The 15,930-nt window shown below is 69.1% G+C and carries 17 protein-coding genes; all 17 read left to right on the top strand.

Going from position 1 to position 15,930, the window contains the following annotated elements; all coding sequences use genetic code 11:
• Positions 1 to 270: 270 nt before the first annotated feature.
• Positions 271 to 2,664 (top strand): ATP-dependent zinc metalloprotease FtsH, encoded by a 2,394-nt coding sequence (gene ftsH, locus ACWDOP_RS25260; RefSeq protein WP_456347037.1) that lies wholly within the window; start codon positions 271 to 273, stop codon positions 2,662 to 2,664.
• Positions 2,665 to 2,961: 297 nt separating this feature from the next.
• Positions 2,962 to 3,582, top strand: a complete 621-nt coding sequence (folE, locus tag ACWDOP_RS25255; protein WP_454204743.1) for a GTP cyclohydrolase I FolE — start codon at positions 2,962 to 2,964, stop codon at positions 3,580 to 3,582.
• A 170-nt stretch (positions 3,583 to 3,752) separates the two neighbouring features.
• Entirely contained in the window at positions 3,753 to 4,604 is an 852-nt protein-coding gene (gene folP / locus ACWDOP_RS25250) for a dihydropteroate synthase (RefSeq protein ID WP_454204833.1), read from the top strand.
• Positions 4,601 to 4,975: a dihydroneopterin aldolase gene (gene folB / locus ACWDOP_RS25245; protein ID WP_456347036.1), complete on the top strand. Its 375-nt coding sequence runs from the start codon at positions 4,601 to 4,603 to the stop codon at positions 4,973 to 4,975. The genes folP and folB overlap by 4 nt, the downstream gene beginning before the upstream one ends.
• A gap of 3 nt (positions 4,976 to 4,978) precedes the next feature.
• Entirely contained in the window at positions 4,979 to 5,563 is a 585-nt protein-coding gene (gene folK, locus ACWDOP_RS25240; RefSeq protein ID WP_456347035.1) for a 2-amino-4-hydroxy-6-hydroxymethyldihydropteridine diphosphokinase, read from the top strand.
• The gene (locus tag ACWDOP_RS25235; protein WP_454204746.1) at positions 5,560 to 6,030 is read left to right on the top strand and encodes a DUF3180 domain-containing protein; all 471 of its coding nucleotides are present in this window, start codon (positions 5,560 to 5,562) and stop codon (positions 6,028 to 6,030) included. The genes folK and ACWDOP_RS25235 overlap by 4 nt, the downstream gene beginning before the upstream one ends.
• Positions 6,031 to 6,168: 138 nt before the next feature.
• The gene (locus ACWDOP_RS25230) at positions 6,169 to 7,332 is read left to right on the top strand and encodes a DUF6779 domain-containing protein (protein WP_456347034.1); all 1,164 of its coding nucleotides are present in this window, start codon (positions 6,169 to 6,171) and stop codon (positions 7,330 to 7,332) included.
• 105 nt (positions 7,333 to 7,437) lie between these two features.
• Positions 7,438 to 8,388 carry a Rossmann-like and DUF2520 domain-containing protein gene (locus tag ACWDOP_RS25225; protein ID WP_456347033.1) on the top strand — a complete coding sequence of 317 codons (951 nt, stop codon included), beginning with the start codon at positions 7,438 to 7,440 and terminating at the stop codon, positions 8,386 to 8,388.
• The gene (gene panC / locus ACWDOP_RS25220) at positions 8,388 to 9,314 is read left to right on the top strand and encodes a pantoate--beta-alanine ligase (protein ID WP_456347032.1); all 927 of its coding nucleotides are present in this window, start codon (positions 8,388 to 8,390) and stop codon (positions 9,312 to 9,314) included. Before ACWDOP_RS25225 ends, panC begins: the two co-directional genes overlap by 1 nt.
• A 13-nt stretch (positions 9,315 to 9,327) precedes the next feature.
• Positions 9,328 to 9,750: an aspartate 1-decarboxylase gene (gene panD, locus ACWDOP_RS25215; RefSeq protein ID WP_456347031.1), complete on the top strand. Its 423-nt coding sequence runs from the start codon at positions 9,328 to 9,330 to the stop codon at positions 9,748 to 9,750.
• 95 nt (positions 9,751 to 9,845) lie between these two features.
• On the top strand, positions 9,846 to 10,643 hold the full coding sequence (locus tag ACWDOP_RS25210) for a type III pantothenate kinase (RefSeq protein WP_454204750.1): 798 nt from the start codon (positions 9,846 to 9,848) through the stop codon (positions 10,641 to 10,643).
• A 234-nt stretch (positions 10,644 to 10,877) separates the two neighbouring features.
• On the top strand, positions 10,878 to 11,504 hold the full coding sequence (locus tag ACWDOP_RS25205) for a cysteine dioxygenase (RefSeq protein ID WP_456347030.1): 627 nt from the start codon (positions 10,878 to 10,880) through the stop codon (positions 11,502 to 11,504).
• Positions 11,501 to 11,935, top strand: a complete 435-nt coding sequence (locus ACWDOP_RS25200; RefSeq protein ID WP_454204752.1) for a rhodanese-like domain-containing protein — start codon at positions 11,501 to 11,503, stop codon at positions 11,933 to 11,935. Before ACWDOP_RS25205 ends, ACWDOP_RS25200 begins: the two co-directional genes overlap by 4 nt.
• Before the next feature lie 418 nt (positions 11,936 to 12,353).
• Positions 12,354 to 13,820: a lysine--tRNA ligase gene (gene lysS / locus ACWDOP_RS25195; protein ID WP_454204834.1), complete on the top strand. Its 1,467-nt coding sequence runs from the start codon at positions 12,354 to 12,356 to the stop codon at positions 13,818 to 13,820.
• A gap of 117 nt (positions 13,821 to 13,937) precedes the next feature.
• Positions 13,938 to 14,300 (top strand): histone-like nucleoid-structuring protein Lsr2, encoded by a 363-nt coding sequence (locus ACWDOP_RS25190; RefSeq protein WP_354988234.1) that lies wholly within the window; start codon positions 13,938 to 13,940, stop codon positions 14,298 to 14,300.
• Positions 14,301 to 14,498: 198 nt separating this feature from the next.
• Positions 14,499 to 15,122 (top strand): FHA domain-containing protein, encoded by a 624-nt coding sequence (locus tag ACWDOP_RS25185; RefSeq protein ID WP_454204753.1) that lies wholly within the window; start codon positions 14,499 to 14,501, stop codon positions 15,120 to 15,122.
• Positions 15,123 to 15,272: 150 nt separating this feature from the next.
• The gene (locus ACWDOP_RS25180; RefSeq protein WP_456347029.1) at positions 15,273 to 15,914 is read left to right on the top strand and encodes an anthrone oxygenase family protein; all 642 of its coding nucleotides are present in this window, start codon (positions 15,273 to 15,275) and stop codon (positions 15,912 to 15,914) included.
• Positions 15,915 to 15,930: the final 16 nt, after the last annotated feature.

The following is a 15,930-nucleotide window of genomic DNA, read 5'->3' as shown; positions in this document are numbered from 1 at the left end:
GGACGACCATGCCATGATTGTGACCACTCGGTCCGACACCAGGGGGTGATCGACCCGATGTGTTGCCGCAGATGGTCGGGGAACCACCCGCGTTCTCCAGCCGTTTACGTTTCGAACTGCACTAGCTGCCGAACTGCGCGATGTAACGACTAGACCGTACGCGGTAACGTGGCATGTCCGCATCCGTTCCCTGGAACGGGCGCGCCACGAACGCATCGCAGGCAAACCGGATACACCCCCCGGAAAGGACTGGCCGCCGGCCTACGCTCTATGAACCGCAAGCTTGTGTTCCGCAACCTGGCCATAGTCGCGGGCTTCCTGCTCGTGATCTATCTGGTCAGCTACTTCAGTGACAACACGCGCGGCTGGAAGAGCGTCGACACGTCGGTGGCGCTCTCCCAACTGCAGAACAAGGACAACGTCGACTCGGTTCAGATCGACGATAAAGAGCAGGCGCTGCGCATCACGCTCAAGAACGGCAATGATGCCACCGGCGGTGACAAGAAGATCATCGCCAAGTACCCCGGCGGTGGCGAGAACTCCGCGACCATCTTCAAGGCCGCGCAGGATTCCGGCGCGAAGGTCAACACCTCGGTCAAGCAGGATTCCTGGCTGAGTCAGATCCTGCTCTTCATGCTGCCCATGGTGATTCTGCTGGGCCTGTTCATCTTCGTCATGTCCCGCATGCAGGGCGGCGGGCGCGGCGGCATGATGGGCTTCGGCAAATCCAAGGCCAAGCAGCTGTCCAAGGACATGCCCAAGACCACCTTCGCCGATGTCGCCGGCGCGGACGAGGCCGTCGAAGAGCTGTACGAGATCAAGGACTTCCTGCAGAACCCGTCGCGGTACACCGCGCTGGGCGCGAAGATCCCCAAGGGCGTGCTGCTCTACGGCCCGCCCGGCACCGGTAAGACCCTGCTGGCCCGCGCGGTCGCGGGTGAGGCCGGGGTCCCGTTCTTCACGATCTCGGGTTCGGACTTCGTCGAGATGTTCGTCGGCGTGGGCGCGTCCCGCGTGCGCGACATGTTCGATCAGGCCAAGCAGAACAGCCCCTGCATCATCTTCGTCGACGAGATCGACGCGGTCGGCCGCCAGCGCGGCGCCGGCCTCGGCGGCGGTCACGACGAACGCGAGCAGACGCTGAACCAGCTCCTGGTGGAGATGGACGGCTTCGGCGAACGCACCAACGTCATCATCATCGCCGCGACCAACCGCCCCGACATCCTGGATCCGGCGCTGCTGCGCCCGGGCCGCTTCGACCGCCAGATCCCGGTCGGCAACCCGGATCTCGCGGGCCGGCGGGCGATCCTGCGCGTGCACGCCGCGGGCAAGCCGATCGCCCCCGACGCCGATCTCGACGGCCTCGCCAAGCGCACGGTCGGCATGTCCGGCGCGGACCTGGCGAACGTCATCAACGAGGCCGCGCTGCTGACCGCCCGCGAGAAGGGCACGCTCATCACCGGCGCCTCGCTCGAGGAATCGGTTGATCGCGTGATCGGCGGCCCGCGCCGCAAGTCCCGCATCATCAGCGAGCACGAGAAGAAGATCACCGCCTACCACGAGGCCGGGCACACCCTGGCCGCGTGGGCGATGCCCGACATCGAGCCCGTCTACAAGGTCACCATCCTGGCCCGCGGCCGCACCGGCGGCCACGCCATGACCGTCCCCGAGGACGACAAGGGCCTGATGACCCGCTCGGAGATGATCGCGCGCCTGGTGTTCGCCATGGGTGGCCGCGCCGCCGAGGAACTGGTGTTCCACGAGCCGACCACGGGTGCGTCCTCGGACATCGACCAGGCCACCAAGACCGCGCGCGCCATGGTCACCGAGTACGGCATGAGCGCCCGCCTCGGCGCGGTGCGCTACGGGCAGGAGCAGGGCGACCCGTTCCTGGGCCGGTCCATGGGCAACGGCTCGGACTACTCGCACGAGGTCGCCCGCGAGATCGACGAGGAGGTGCGCAACCTCATCGAGGCCGCGCACACCGAGGCGTGGTCGGTGCTCAACGAGTACCGCGACGAGCTCGACGCCCTCGCCACCGCCCTGCTCGAACGCGAGACCCTGCACCGCAAGGATCTCGAGGAAGTGCTCGGCACCGTCGAAAAGCGCCCGCGCATCACGGCTTTCAACGATTTCGGCGGGCGCGTCCCGTCGGATCGCCCGCCGGTGAAGACCCCGCGCGAACTGGCCGCCGAACGCGGCGAGCCGTTCCCGGAGGAGCCGGTGCACGTGATCCCGCCCGCCGGCAACGGCTACCCGGATCCGGCGTACGGCCAGCCGCAGCCGCAGTACGGCTACCCGGCCCCCGCCGGGTACCCGGCGCCGCAGCCCGCCTACCCGCGGCACGGCGGCACGCACGGCTCGCGGCCGGACTACGGCGCCCCGGCCGGTTGGTCCGCCCCGGGCTGGCCGCCCCAGGAGGATCCGCAGCAACCGCCGGCCCGTCCGGCGTACGGCGGCTGGGCGCCCGCGGGCAATCAGCGCTACCAGCCGGGCCAGCAGCCCGACTACGGGCAGCCGCAGTACGGGCAGCAGCCGGATCACGGCCGCCAGCAGCCCGCTCCGCAGGGCTACCCGCAGCCGGATCAGCACACCGGCCAGCAACCCTCGGCGCCCGCCGAGGAGGGCAACGGTGAGTGGGACGGACCGAACGGCCGCCGCTGACAGCGGCCCGGATACGCTCATGGGGTTCGCGGCCCGGCAGGTTCGGGCCCGGCCCGGAGGGTGAGTTCACTCGACGGGCGGACGTGCGGCGCGCGGTCGGGCGCATCACCCGCTTCGGCGTGGCGCGCACCGTCCGACGCGGCGCATCGCGGTGACGCGTGGTGCGCTCCCGCACGGCACGCGGGAATGGTTCGCAGCCCGCGGAGGTTGGGCCGACCTGGAAATATCAGCCGTCGGCGAAAGCCGCGCCCCCGCCGCACCCCGCCGGGTGCGGCAGCTCAACACAGGAGGTGTCGATTGACGACCAACAACAGCGTCGTCTCCGGCCCGATCGCGCTCGACACCGGTCGGCCGTTCGACCAGGCGCGCGCCGAGGCCGCCGTACGCGAGTTGCTGATCGCGGTCGGGGAGAACCCGGATCGTCCCGGACTCGCCGATACCCCCGCCCGCGTGGCGCGGGCCTACCGGGAGATGTTCGCCGGGCTCTACACCGAGCCGGACGCGGTGCTCAACACCACGTTCGACGAGGGGCATCAGGAACTGGTGCTGGTCCGCGACATTCCGATGTACTCCACCTGTGAGCACCACCTGGTGTCGTTCCACGGTGTCGCGCACGTCGGCTACATCCCCGGCGCGCACGGCCGGGTGACCGGACTGTCCAAGCTGGCTCGCCTGGTCGATCTGTACGCCAAGCGCCCGCAGGTGCAGGAGCGCCTCACCAGTCAGATCGCCGACGCCGTCATGCGCAAGCTGGAGCCGCGCGGCGCGATCGTCGTGGTCGAGGCCGAGCACCTGTGCATGGCCATGCGCGGTATCCGCAAGCCCGGCGCGAGCACCACCACCTCGGCGGTGCGTGGCCTGCTGCAGACCAACGCGGCCTCGCGCTCCGAGGCCCTGGACCTCATTCTCCGCAAGTGAGTCCGATGGCCACCTCCGACGCGTTCACCGCCCACCTCGGTCCCGGACCGGATGACGCGGGGGACGCGATCGGGGGAGCGCGCGGTTACGCGGCCACCGGTTTCGGTGGTTCGGCGCACGCCGCGAGCGCCATCGGGATCGCTCCGCGCGCGGGGCGTTCCTGCGTGGTGATGGGCATCGTCAACGTCACCGTCGACTCGTTCTCCGACGGCGGGCGTTATCTGGATGTGGACGCGGCCGTGGCGCACGGGCTGCGGCTGTACGAACAGGGCGCGGACATCGTCGACGTCGGCGGGGAGTCGACCCGGCCCGGCGCGACCCGCGTCGATCCGGCGACCGAGGCCGAGCGGGTCGTCCCGGTCATCCGCGAGCTGGTCGCGCTCGGCGTGCCGACCAGTGTGGACACCATGCGTGCCGGGGTGGCCGAGGCCGCGCTCGCGGCCGGCGCGGTGGTGGTGAACGACGTCTCCGGCGGCCGGGCCGACGCGAACATGGCGAAAGTCGTTGCCGCGGCCGGTGTCCCGTGGATTCTCATGCACTGGCGCGCGGCCGCGGACTACCGGCACACCGGTGCCGCCGACACCTATGCGTCGGTGGTCGGGGAAGTGCTCGCCGAATTGCGCACGCAGGTCGATCTGGCGGTCGCCGCCGGCGTGGATCCGGCGCGGCTGGTGCTGGATCCGGGTCTGGGTTTCGCCAAGAACGCGGACCACAACTGGGAATTGCTGGGCGCGCTACCACGATTCGTGGCCACCGGGTTGCCGGTGCTGGTCGGGGCTTCGCGCAAGCGATTCCTGGGCGCGCTGCTGGCCACCGGGGATACCCCGCGCCCGCCCGACGGCCGGGAGGTCGCCACCGCCAGCATTTCGGCGCTGGCCGCCGAGCACGGCGCGTGGGGTGTACGCGTGCACGATGTACGCGCTTCGCTCGACGCCATCGCGGTGAACGACGCGTGGCGCACCGCCGCCCGGCGCGTCGGTGACGCGCCGGCGAACCGCTGGACCTGGGGGGAACGAGCTTGAGCACCGATCGGATCGAACTGCGCGGGTTGCGTGTGTTCGGTCATCACGGCGTCTTCGATTTCGAGAAGCGCGACGGCCAGGAGTTCGTCGTGGACCTCACGCTGTGGACCGATTTCACCGCCGCCGCGAAGTCCGACGACATCGCCGACACCGTCCACTACGGCGAACTCGCCGACCTCGCCGTGCGCGTGGTCGGCGGCGCCCCGCGCGATCTCATCGAGACCGTGGCCGCCGAACTGGCCGACGAGGTGATGACGGATCCGCGGATCGCCGCGGTGGAGGTGGTGCTGCACAAGCCCGCCGCGCCGATTCCGCACTCGTTCTCCGACGTGCGCGTGGTCACCGCGCGCCGTCGCGAATCGGCGGAGTAGCCGATGAGCCGGGTAGTGCTGTCCATCGGTTCGAATCTCGGCGACCGGCTCGCGCATCTGCGCGGGGTCGTGCGGGCCCTGGGCCCGCGGTTGGTCGCGGTCTCCTCGGTGTATTCGACGCCGCCGTGGGGTGGTGTGCCGCAACAGGATTACCTGAACGCCGTGCTGGTGGCGCGGGATCCGGAGCTGGAGCCGAGCGATTGGCTGCGCCTGGGCCAGGAATTGGAGCGGGCCGCCGACCGCGTGCGCGAGGTGCGCTGGGGCGCACGGACTCTCGACGTGGACATCGTCTGGGCCGCGCGGTCGCGGGGCGCGGGCGAAATGGTGTGCCGCAGCGCCGATCCCACCCTGACCCTGCCGCATCCGCAGGCGCACAACCGCGCTTTCGTGTTGACGCCGTGGGCGGAGGTCGAGCCGGAGGCGACCCTCGAGGTGGTCGCGGGCGCGCCGCGGCCCATCGTCGAGCTGCTGGCCGACTTGAGCGCGGACGAGGTGCGGGGCGTGCGGCGGACGGAACTGTCACTCGGCTGGGAGCCGGGCCGTGGCGGCTGGGAGCCGAACGCACGCGGCTGGGAGCCGATGCGGTGAGGCCGACCCGCGTTCTGGATCTGTGCGCGAATCTGCTGTTGGCGGCGGTGGTGGCCTGGGTGGTCACCAATGTCGCGTACTCCAGCTTCCCGCCGATCTCGGTGTTCTCCGGCGCCTCGCTGCTGCCGGTGGCGGTGCTGGAACTGGTGCTGGCCTTCGTGATTCGCTCGCGCATGGAGAACCGGGGGATCGGTTCGGGCGGGCGGCAGCTGCATCCGATCACGGTGGCGCGGGCGGTGGCGCTGGCCAAGGCGTCGGTGCAGGTGGGTTCGCTGGTGGGCGGTATCTGGCTGGGTTTCCTGATCTGGCTGCTGCCCGAGCGCGCGGAGCTGCGCGCGGCCGCCTCGGACACCCCGGGCGCGGTGGTCGGGCTGCTGGCCGGGCTGGCGCTGGTGGGCGCGGCGCTGTGGCTGGAATATTGCTGCCGGGCGCCGATCGATCCGCCCGATGAAGCCGCTACTTCCTAGCTAACTTATTGACAATGATCATCCACAAGGTTGGACCCGGAGTCGGTGCTACCCGCTACGCTGGCTGACATGGTTTCACCCTCCCGTAGCACTGCTTCCCGTCGTCGGCGGGTCGACGCGGGAAAATTCTTCACCGGCGTGCTTCTCCTCCTCGGACTGGTTGCCAGTGTTTTCCTGGTCTTCAGCGACAACGTCCATATGGTCCGGGTCGGCCTGGTCGCGGCGCTCTGGGCGGCCGCCATCGGAGCCCTCGCCGCGACCCGTTATCGCAGGGAATCGGCGGTGGACAAGGCGAAAGTGGGTGACCTGCAGAAGGTCTACCACCTCCAGCTCGAGCGCGAGGTTGCCGCCCGCCGCGAATACGAGCTCGGCGTCGAGTCCCGGGTCCGCAAAGAGGTCGGCGCGGACGCCGAGGAGATGGCCGCTCTGCGCGGTGAACTGGCGGTTCTGCGTGAGAGCCTGCAGCGCCTGTTCGACGGCGAACTGCCGCCCGAGCGCGTCGCCCTGCGGGCGGATGCGGTCCGGGTGCAGGAATTGCCCAGCAGCGGCGCCGATTCGCGTGCCGCGGCGGCGAACGGTAACTGGCAGAACACCGACTCCTGGGACCCGTGGTCCCAGCCGGAGCCGCCCGAGCCCGCCGAGCCCGATCCCCGCAGCCTGGTCACCCCGATCTTCCACGACGATCACCCCGAGCCCCCGGCCTTCGCCAGCCCCTACGACGACCCGGTGACCGCGGAGACCTCCATCGTCACCGAGAGCGTCGATCAGCTCGACATCGACCGCATCATGGCCGCCGCGATGAAGTCCAAGCCGGGCGAGCAGCCGCGCTTCTTCGACGTGCCGGTGGATCTGAACGACCTCGACGACGACATGAACGAGTTCGAGCAGGACATGACGTTCGGGACGACGCGGTCCTCCGGGGTCGCCGCGGCGGCCGCCGCCGCGGTCGCCGCCGTCGAGGCCAAGAGCGCGGAGGCCGAGCGCGCGGCGCAGGCCCGGCTGGCCGCCGAGGCGCTCGAGGCCGAGCAGGTCGAGGCGGCCCTGGCCGCCGCGGGCCCGCAGCCCATGGACAAGTCGTTCGCGGACAAGCCTTTCGGCGCGGATGCCGAACCGAACCCGCCGGCCGCGACTCCCGAACCCACGACCCCGCGCCTGACGCCCGAATCGACCACGGCCCCGCCCATGGGCACCGCCAGTGCCCGGCGCCGCCGCCGTTCGGACGAGGACACCGATCCCGAGTCGGGCCGGCGGTTGTCGGTGGCCGAGATCATGGCGAACCTGCGATCCGAGGGCGACCTGTAAGACATCCCACAGTCGGTGGCCCCGCGGAATCGGGGCCGATATTCTCGGGCCGTAACGTCTGGTACCCGCGGGAGCGGGACTGGAACGAACTTCGAGAGGACAAGGGTGACCTCGGACGAGGATGTCTGTGGAACCGATCTTGCGCCTGCACGACTGACGGTGGGAATCGTCTCGGCGGGACGCGTCGGCTCCGCTCTGGGTGTGGCACTCGAACGTGCCGGCCACGTGGTTTTCGGGGTGTCCGCGATTTCGGACGCCTCGCTACGGCGGGCCGCCACGCGGCTGCCGGATTCGCGGGTGCTGCCCGCCGCCGAGATCGCGGCGCGCAGCGAACTGCTGATCCTGGCGGTGCCGGACAGCGAATTGGCCGGGCTGGTGGCGGGTTTGGCGGCGGCGAAGGCCGTGCGGCCCGGCGCGATCGTCGCGCACACCTCCGGCGCGAACGGCATCGGAATCCTGGCCCCGCTCACCGAACTGGGCGCGCTGCCGCTGGCGATCCATCCCGCCATGACCTTCACCGGCCACGACGAGGATGTCGCCCGCCTGGCCAACGCCTGCTTCGGCGTGACGGCCGGGGACGAGATCGGCTACGCCATCGCGCAATCGCTGGTCATCGAGATGGGCGGCGAGCCGGTGCGGGTGGCCGAGGAGAACCGCACGCTCTATCACGCGGCCCTGGCGCACGGCAGTAATCACCTGGTCACGCTCATCGTCGACGCGGTGGCCGCGCTGCGGGCTGCCCTCGCGGGCCCGGGTCTGCTGGGTCAGCAGGCCGTGGACGAGAACCCCAACGGGCTTGCCGAGCGGGTGCTGGCGCCGCTGGCCTCGGCCGCGCTCGACAACGCTTTGCGCCGGGGTCAGGCTGCGCTGACCGGTCCGGTGGCGCGCGGTGACGTGGCCGCGGTGGCCGCGCACCTGACGGCCGTGGAGTCGGTCGACCCGCGCCTCGCGGCCGGATATCGCGCGATGTCCCTGCGTACGGCCGAGCGGGCCGCCACCAACCCCGCGCTGCTGGAGCTGCTCGGATCCGATCTGCCGAAAGAAGGAAACCGCTGATGGACCCGAAACTGCGTGGCACCTACAAGCGGGGTGAGCTGACCGTGCTGCACGAGCCGGCCACCGTGACCGCGGTTGCCAAGGCGTTGCGTCAGGTCGGCCGGACGGTCGCGCTCGTCCCGACCATGGGCGCGCTGCACGAGGGTCACCTCGAGCTGGTGCGTCAGGCGAAGCGAACCAATCAGGTCGTCATCGTGTCGATCTTCGTGAACCCCCTGCAGTTCGGGGCGGGCGAAGACTTGGACAAATACCCGCGCACGCTGGACGCCGACGTGGAGCTGCTGCGCGCCGAGGGTGTGGAACTGGTCTTCGCCCCGAGCGCCGCGCAGATGTACCCGGACGGCCCGCGCACCACCGTGCACCCCGGCCCGATCGGCGACGAGCTCGAAGGCGCCGTCCGCCCAGGGCATTTCGCGGGCATGCTGACCGTGGTGGCCAAGCTGTTCCAGATCTGCCGCCCGCACCAGGCGTTCTTCGGCGAGAAGGACTATCAGCAGCTGGCGCTCATCCGGCAGATGGTGCGGGACCTGAACTTCGATCTGAAGATCGTCGCGGTGCCGACCGTGCGCGAGCCGGACGGCCTGGCGCTGTCCTCGCGCAATCGCTTCCTCGATCCCGAGCAGCGCGAACTCGCGACGACGCTCTCGGCCGCCCTGGCCGCCGGCCGGCACAGTTCGGGCCTGGGCGCGGACGCGGTGCTGGCCGCGGCGCAGGCCGTGCTCGACACCGTGCCGGGCATCGAGGTCGACTACCTCGCGCTGCGCGGTTCCGATCTCGGCGCGGTGCAGCCCAGCGGCAACGCGCGGCTGCTCGTCGCGGCCCGCGTCGGCGGCACCCGCCTGCTCGACAACCTGCCCATCAGCCTCGGTACCCCGATCGACGGCAATCCGACCACCCCCCACCTGTCCGACCGGGCAACCGTTTAAGGAGGCGACGACGATGTTGCGCACCATGATGAAGTCGAAGATCCACCGCGCGACGGTGACGCACGCGGACCTGCACTACGTGGGTTCGGTGACGGTCGATCAGGATCTGCTCGACGCCGCCGATCTGCTCGAGGGCGAGCAGGTCTGCATCGTCGACATCACCAACGGCGCCCGCCTCGAGACCTACATCATCGCGGGGGAGCGGGGTTCGGGTGTCATCGGAATCAACGGCGCCGCAGCGCATCTGGTGAATCCGGGCGATCTCGTCATCCTCATCGCCTACGCGATGATGGACGCCGAGGAGCTGCAGAGCTACGCCCCGCGCGTGGTCTTCGTCGACGATCGCAATCGCCAGGTCGAACTGGGCTCGGATCCGGCGCACGCGCCCGAGGGCTCGGACCTGATCTCCCCGCGCTCGCTGACGTTCGCGCACTGAGCGGGTCGCGGACCGGTCTCCTCCGGCCGGTTCGCCAGGGCGGTAGCGGAGCGTGACCGCGCGGGCGCTCCGTTCATGCGAAGGAAGGATCAGCGATGCTGCTGACCATCGATGTCCGCAACACCAGTATCGAGCTGGGTCTGTTCTCCGGTAGCGGCGAACACGCGAAACTGGTGCGGCACTGGCGAATGCACACCAATCCGCTGCTGACCGCGGATGAGTTCGCGCTGCAGGTGCGCGGGCTCATCGGCGCCGATGCCGAGCAGGTGGTGGGCGTCGCGGCGTTGTCGACCGTGCCGCCGGTGCTGCGCGAACTGCGCGAGATGCTGAACCGCTACTGGGGTCATGTGCCGCACGTGGTGGTGGAACCCGGTGTGCGCACCGGGATTCCGCTGCTGGTCGACAATCCCAAGGAGGTCGGCGCGGACCGGATCGTGAACTGTCTGGCCGCCTATCACCGCTTCCAGAACCCGTCCATCGTGGTCGATTTCGGCACCGCGATCTGTGTGGACCTGGTCTCGGCGAAGGGCGAGTTCCTGGGCGGCATCATCGCCCCGGGCGTGGAGATATCCACCGAGGCCCTGGTCGAGCGCAGCGCCCTGCGCCGCGCGGAATTGGCGCGCCCGCGCTCGGTGGTCGGCAAGAACAGCATGGAATGTATGCAGTCCGGCGCCATTTTCGGTTTCGCCGGTCTGGTGGACGGTCTCATCGACCGTATTCGCGATGAATTCGACGCGTTCGCGGGCAGTTCGGTGGCCGTGGTCGCGACCGGCGCCTCGGCCCCGCTGATCGTCCCGGAATCGGAGACCATCGACCATCACGAACCGCATCTGACCCTGGACGGGCTGCGGCTGGTGTACGAGCGCAATCAGCAGCGCCGCACCCCGAGGTGAACGGCGGTTCGCGGGTCGTCGCCCGCGGCGCCGGCCATCGCGGATGCCAGACCAGCCGGTTTGTGACCTAGTCGATCCGGGCGGGCTCTGTTGCTTCGCCCGCGGCGTTTGCTAAGCTCGCCCTCGTGTCGAACCGTGTGAGCGCCCAGGAGTGTTGTCGAGGCTGATTGCCTCGATTTTGTCGAGGCCGCGTTTTTGCCCTCGACCGTAAACACACTCTTTGGAGTTTCGCTCATGCGATCTTCTGTTCTTTCCCTTTCCCAGGCCGCGACCAGGTCCGCCCGTGCGACCGTGTCCGAGCCGCTGCCCGCCGAGATCACCGAGCGGGCCACCGCCTCCGCCCTGCCGACTCGGTTGCGCCCGGCGGATCTGCTGCGCCTGACCGACGAGGGCGCCGAGGACGTACTGCTCGGCCGCTACGATCACCTGCTCCCCGCCGACGGCCTCTGGCCCGCCGAGAAGCGCTGGGCCGTCCGGCTGCACGCGGACGACGAGGTGGACGTCTGGTTGATCAGCTGGGTGGCGGATCAGTACACCGAACTCCACGATCACGCCGGCTCGCTGGGTGCGCTCACCGTGCTGTCCGGCGCGCTGTCCGAATACCGTTGGAACGGTAAGGAATTGCGGCCCCGGACCCTCGTGGCCGGTGACCAGGCCTCCTTCCCGCTGGGCTGGGTGCACGACGTCGTGCGTGCCCCCGACGCGGCCGCCGGCGTCGCCGGTCCGCTGGATCCCACCCTGAGCGTGCACGCCTACTCGCCGCCGCTGACGGCCATGTCCTATTACGAGGTCACCGGTCACGGCACCCTGCGGCGCACCCGTTCCGTTCTCACCGACCAGCCCGAACGCGAACTCGAATGACCCACTTGACGATCGACGGCATGCTCGCCCAGGCCCGCGCGGGCCTGAGCCGCCTCTACCCGATCGAACTGCCGCAGGCCCTGGCCCGCGGCGCGATTCTGGTGGATATCCGCCCGCAGGCCCAGCGCCTGCGCGAGGGCACCCTGCCGGGTGCGCTGGTGATCGAGCGCAATGTGCTGGAGTGGCGGCTCGACCCGTCCAGCAGCGCCCGCCTGGCCCTGGCCACCGACCACGACGTGGAGTGGATCATCGCCTGCTCCGAGGGCTACACCTCGAGCCTGGCGGCGTCCTCGCTGCAGCAGCTGGGCCTGCGCCGCGCCACCGACCTGGTCGGCGGCTACCAGGCGCTCAAGGCCGCCGGGCTGCTGACGGTGGCCGCGACCACCGCCCCGCATTTCCAGCGCGAGGTCGCCACGCTCGCCTGGCTCTGACGCCGGGGGCTGCGGTCGCGCCGCCGGCCTGCTTTCGCGGCGCGGGGGCGATCCTTGCCATGGCTCGGAGATTTTTCTTTTCCGAGTCGGTGGTGTGCTTAATCGGCGCTCGATGAGTATTGCCGACAATTTGCGGTGCGGTGCTCGAGCGACGTTGTTGCGGGCCGGGCGGCCGATGCGCGGCGCATCGGGCTTCCGGCCCCGCGCGGACCCGGGTAGAGCCGCGGGCAGGCGGCGATTATTCGCGAACGCGGGGGCGTCACCGCTCTCGACCGGGCGCTGAGTATTCGGGTGGACGCGGCAGCTAGGCTAGACATCCGTGAGCACCCCCACTTCCTCTTCTTCCGCCGAAACCAAGTCCGCCGCTGGTCAGAAGGCTGCCGCAGCCCCTGTCGTGGAGCAGGACGTCCCGGAGCAGATGCGGATTCGCCGAGAGAAGCGGGAGCGTTTGCTGGCCGAGGGGCGCGAGGCCTACCCGGTGGTCGTCGAGCGCACCCACGGCCTCGCCGAAATCCGTGCCGCCTACCCGGATTTGGCCCCCGACACCCAGACCGGCCTGATCGCCGGCGTGGCGGGCCGGGTCATCTTCCTGCGCAACACCGGCAAGCTCTGCTTCGCCACCCTGCAGGAGGGTGACGGCACCAAGCTGCAGGCCATGATCAGCCTGAACGGGGTCGGCGCGGAGTCGCTGGCGGCCTGGAAGGCCGACGTGGACCTGGGCGATTTCGTCTTCGTGCACGGTGAGGTGATCTCCTCTCGCACCGGCGAATTGAGCGTCATGGCCGACGCGTGGGAGATGGCGGCCAAGTCGCTGCGCCCGCTGCCGGTGGCGCACAAGGAGATGAACGAGGAGTCCCGGGTGCGTCAGCGCTACGTGGACCTCATCGTGCGCCCGGAGGCCCGCGAGATGGCCCGCACCCGCGTCGCCGCGGTCCGCGCGCTGCGAGATGCGTTGGAGCGCAGGGGTTTCCTCGAGGTCGAGACCCCGATGCTGCAGACCATCCACGGCGGCGCGGCGGCCCGCCCGTTCGTCACCCACTCGAACGCGCTCGATCTGGAGCTGTTCCTGCGCATCGCGCCGGAGCTGTTCCTCAAGCGCTGCGTGGTCGGCGGTATCGAGAAGGTCTTCGAGATCAACCGGAACTTCCGCAACGAGGGCGCCGACTCCACGCATTCCCCGGAGTTCGCAATGCTGGAAACCTACGAGGCCTACGGCACCTACGACGATTCCGCGAAGATGATGCGTGAATTGATCCAGGAAGTAGCGCAGGCGGTCTACGGAACGCTGGTGGTCACCCTCGCCGATGGCACCGAATACGATCTGTCGGGGGAGTGGACGACCGTCGAGATGTACCCGTCGCTGTCCGAGTCGATCGGCGTCGAGGTCACGCCGGAAACGTCGGTGGCGGAATTGCTGGAGCTCGCCGAACGCGTAGGTCTGGAAATTCCGCAGGACAAGGGCTACGGTCACGGGAAACTGGTCGAGGAACTGTGGGAGCACGTGTACGGCGACAAGCTGTACGCGCCGACTTTCGTTCGCGACTTCCCGGTGGAGACCTCACCGCTGACCCGGCAGCACCGGAGCAAGCCCGGGGTTACCGAGAAGTGGGACCTGTACGTGCGCGGCTTCGAACTCGCCACCGGATATTCCGAACTCGTGGATCCGGTGATCCAGCGGGAACGCTTCGAGGATCAGGCGCGTTTGGCGGCCGCGGGCGATGACGAGGCCATGCGCTTGGACGAGGACTTCTTGGCGGCGATGGAGCATGGTATGCCGCCGACGACCGGAACCGGTATGGGAATCGATCGGTTGCTGATGGCCCTGACTGGCTTGGGAATCCGAGAAACGATACTCTTTCCAATTGTGCGTCCGGCTGCTCGTTGAGTTCGCTGGATTGCATTGTCGGTGCCCGTTCTGGGACTATCGAATTCAGCGGTATTCTGGCTCTGGGTAATCGGCCTAACTATGCGGGTCGCACGATTTCGAGAGGACGTTCATCTCATGGCAAAGAAGGTCACCGTTAGCCTGATCGACGATGTCGACGGTGAGTCCATCGCGGACGAGACCATCGAGTTCGCTATCGATGGCGTCTCGTACGAGATCGACCTGTCGACGGCAAATGCGGCCAAGCTGCGGGACGGTTTGGAAGTCTGGGTTTCCAACGCGCGTCGCGTGAGCGGCCGCCGTCGCACCAAGGTCGCGGCCGCCGCGGCCACGGGTCCGAAGAGCCGGGTCTCGATCGATCGCGAACAAAGCGCGGCGATTCGTGAATGGGCGCGCCGGAATGGACACAAGGTGTCGGCTCGCGGCCGTATCTCCGCGGACATCACGGAGGCTTACAACAAGGCCGCGTCGAAGAACTAGTTGTCTTTGCGACTGCCGCTCGGGTGATTCGTGCGAGCCCGGGCGGCAGTGGTTTATTCATACGCTTTGCGTATAACTAGGTAGGGTATGTTCTGCCCATATCCCGGGTGCGATCTTGCTCGGGCCGAGGCGGCACGGCACCATTGAACCTGTGTGGACGATGTCACTGGCTGGAAGTAGAGACGAGGTATCGGCGCAGTGACCGCATTCCACGGTTCGTTCCTGCGGGTCAAGGATCACGAGGGCCGTCAACACGAGTTGATGCTGACCCCTGACCAGCCCCGCATCACGATCGGCCGCTCCCCGCAGGCCGATCTCTCGCTGTCCTGGGACGTGGAGGTTTCGCGCCTGCACGCCACCGCCGAATACCTCAGCGCGCACTGGACCATCGTCGACGACGGGCTCTCGCGCAACGGGACCTTCGTCAACGGCGCCCGCCTGGTCGGCCGGCACCGGCTGCAGCCCGGCGACGTGATCCGCATGGGGACCTCGCGGGTGACCTTCCACGATTTCTCCGGCGCCGCGGGTGACATCACGCAGACCTCCACCGGCGGCCTGCCCACGCTGCGCTCGCTCACCGAGACACAGCGTTCGGTGCTGATCGCCCTGTGCCGTCCGCTGCGCGGCAACGACGGCTTCGCCTCGCCCGCCTCCAACCAGCAGATCGCCGCGGAGCTGTTCCTGAGCGTGGACGCGATCAAGACCCACCTGCGCGCCCTGTTCGCCAAGTTCGGCGTGGAGGATCTGCCACAGAACGCCAAACGCGTGCGCCTGGCCAACCTTGCCCTCCAGAGCGGCATAATCTCGGAACGCGATCTCTGATTCACCCTCGGGTCGTCCGGACGCGTGAGACGACCGCGGATGTCGGCGAGCGTCTCGGCGATGGAATGCGGGGTCCGTCGCGGTGTTGACTAGAAGTCGTTGAGCACCCGGTGTTTTCGCGGGTGACGGATTTTCAGTCAGGAGTAAGAGATGTTCGGACTTCGGATCGCGGCCCTGGTGGCGGCCACCCTGTCGACCGGTCTGATCGCGGGACTCTTCTACGGGTATGTGATCTCGGTGATGCCGGCGCTGAACCGCGCCGACGATCGGACCCTCGTCGACGTCATGCAGAAGATCAACGTGGTCATCATCAATCCGTGGTTCATGATCGCCTTCATGGGCACCGTCGGTTTCTCGGTGCTGGCCGCGGCCCTGCACCTGGGCGGGGACGTGCGCACCACCCTGATCTGGATCGTGGTGGCGCTGGTGCTCAACGTGATCGCGTTCGGGGTGACGTCCGGGCTGAACGTCCCGCTCAACGACCAGCTGGCCGCCGCCGGTGAGGTGAACGCCATCCCGGATCTGGCCGCGGTGCGCGCGCAGTTCGAATCCGATTGGGTGCGTTGGAATACCGTGCGCGCGGTGCTGCACACGCTGGCCTTCCTGGTGCTGCTGGGCGCGCTGTTCGTCGCGGGTCTGCAGCACGGTCGCGCCGAGCACGCGGCGCTGCCGGCCGCCGCGGCCGAGCAGGGCGCGGCCCCGGCCTTCCCGCAGGTCCCCGGTGGCTTCTCGGCCCCGATCGCGACGCCGCGCGAGGGCGCCCCGCACGGTTCGGCGCCCGGCTGGTCCTGACCCCATCGACTCCGGC

The organism is Nocardia sp. NPDC003693 (assembly GCF_053981095.1).
Note: the sequence above shows the minus strand (reverse complement) of the source record. Positions and strands in the feature narration are given on the sequence as shown.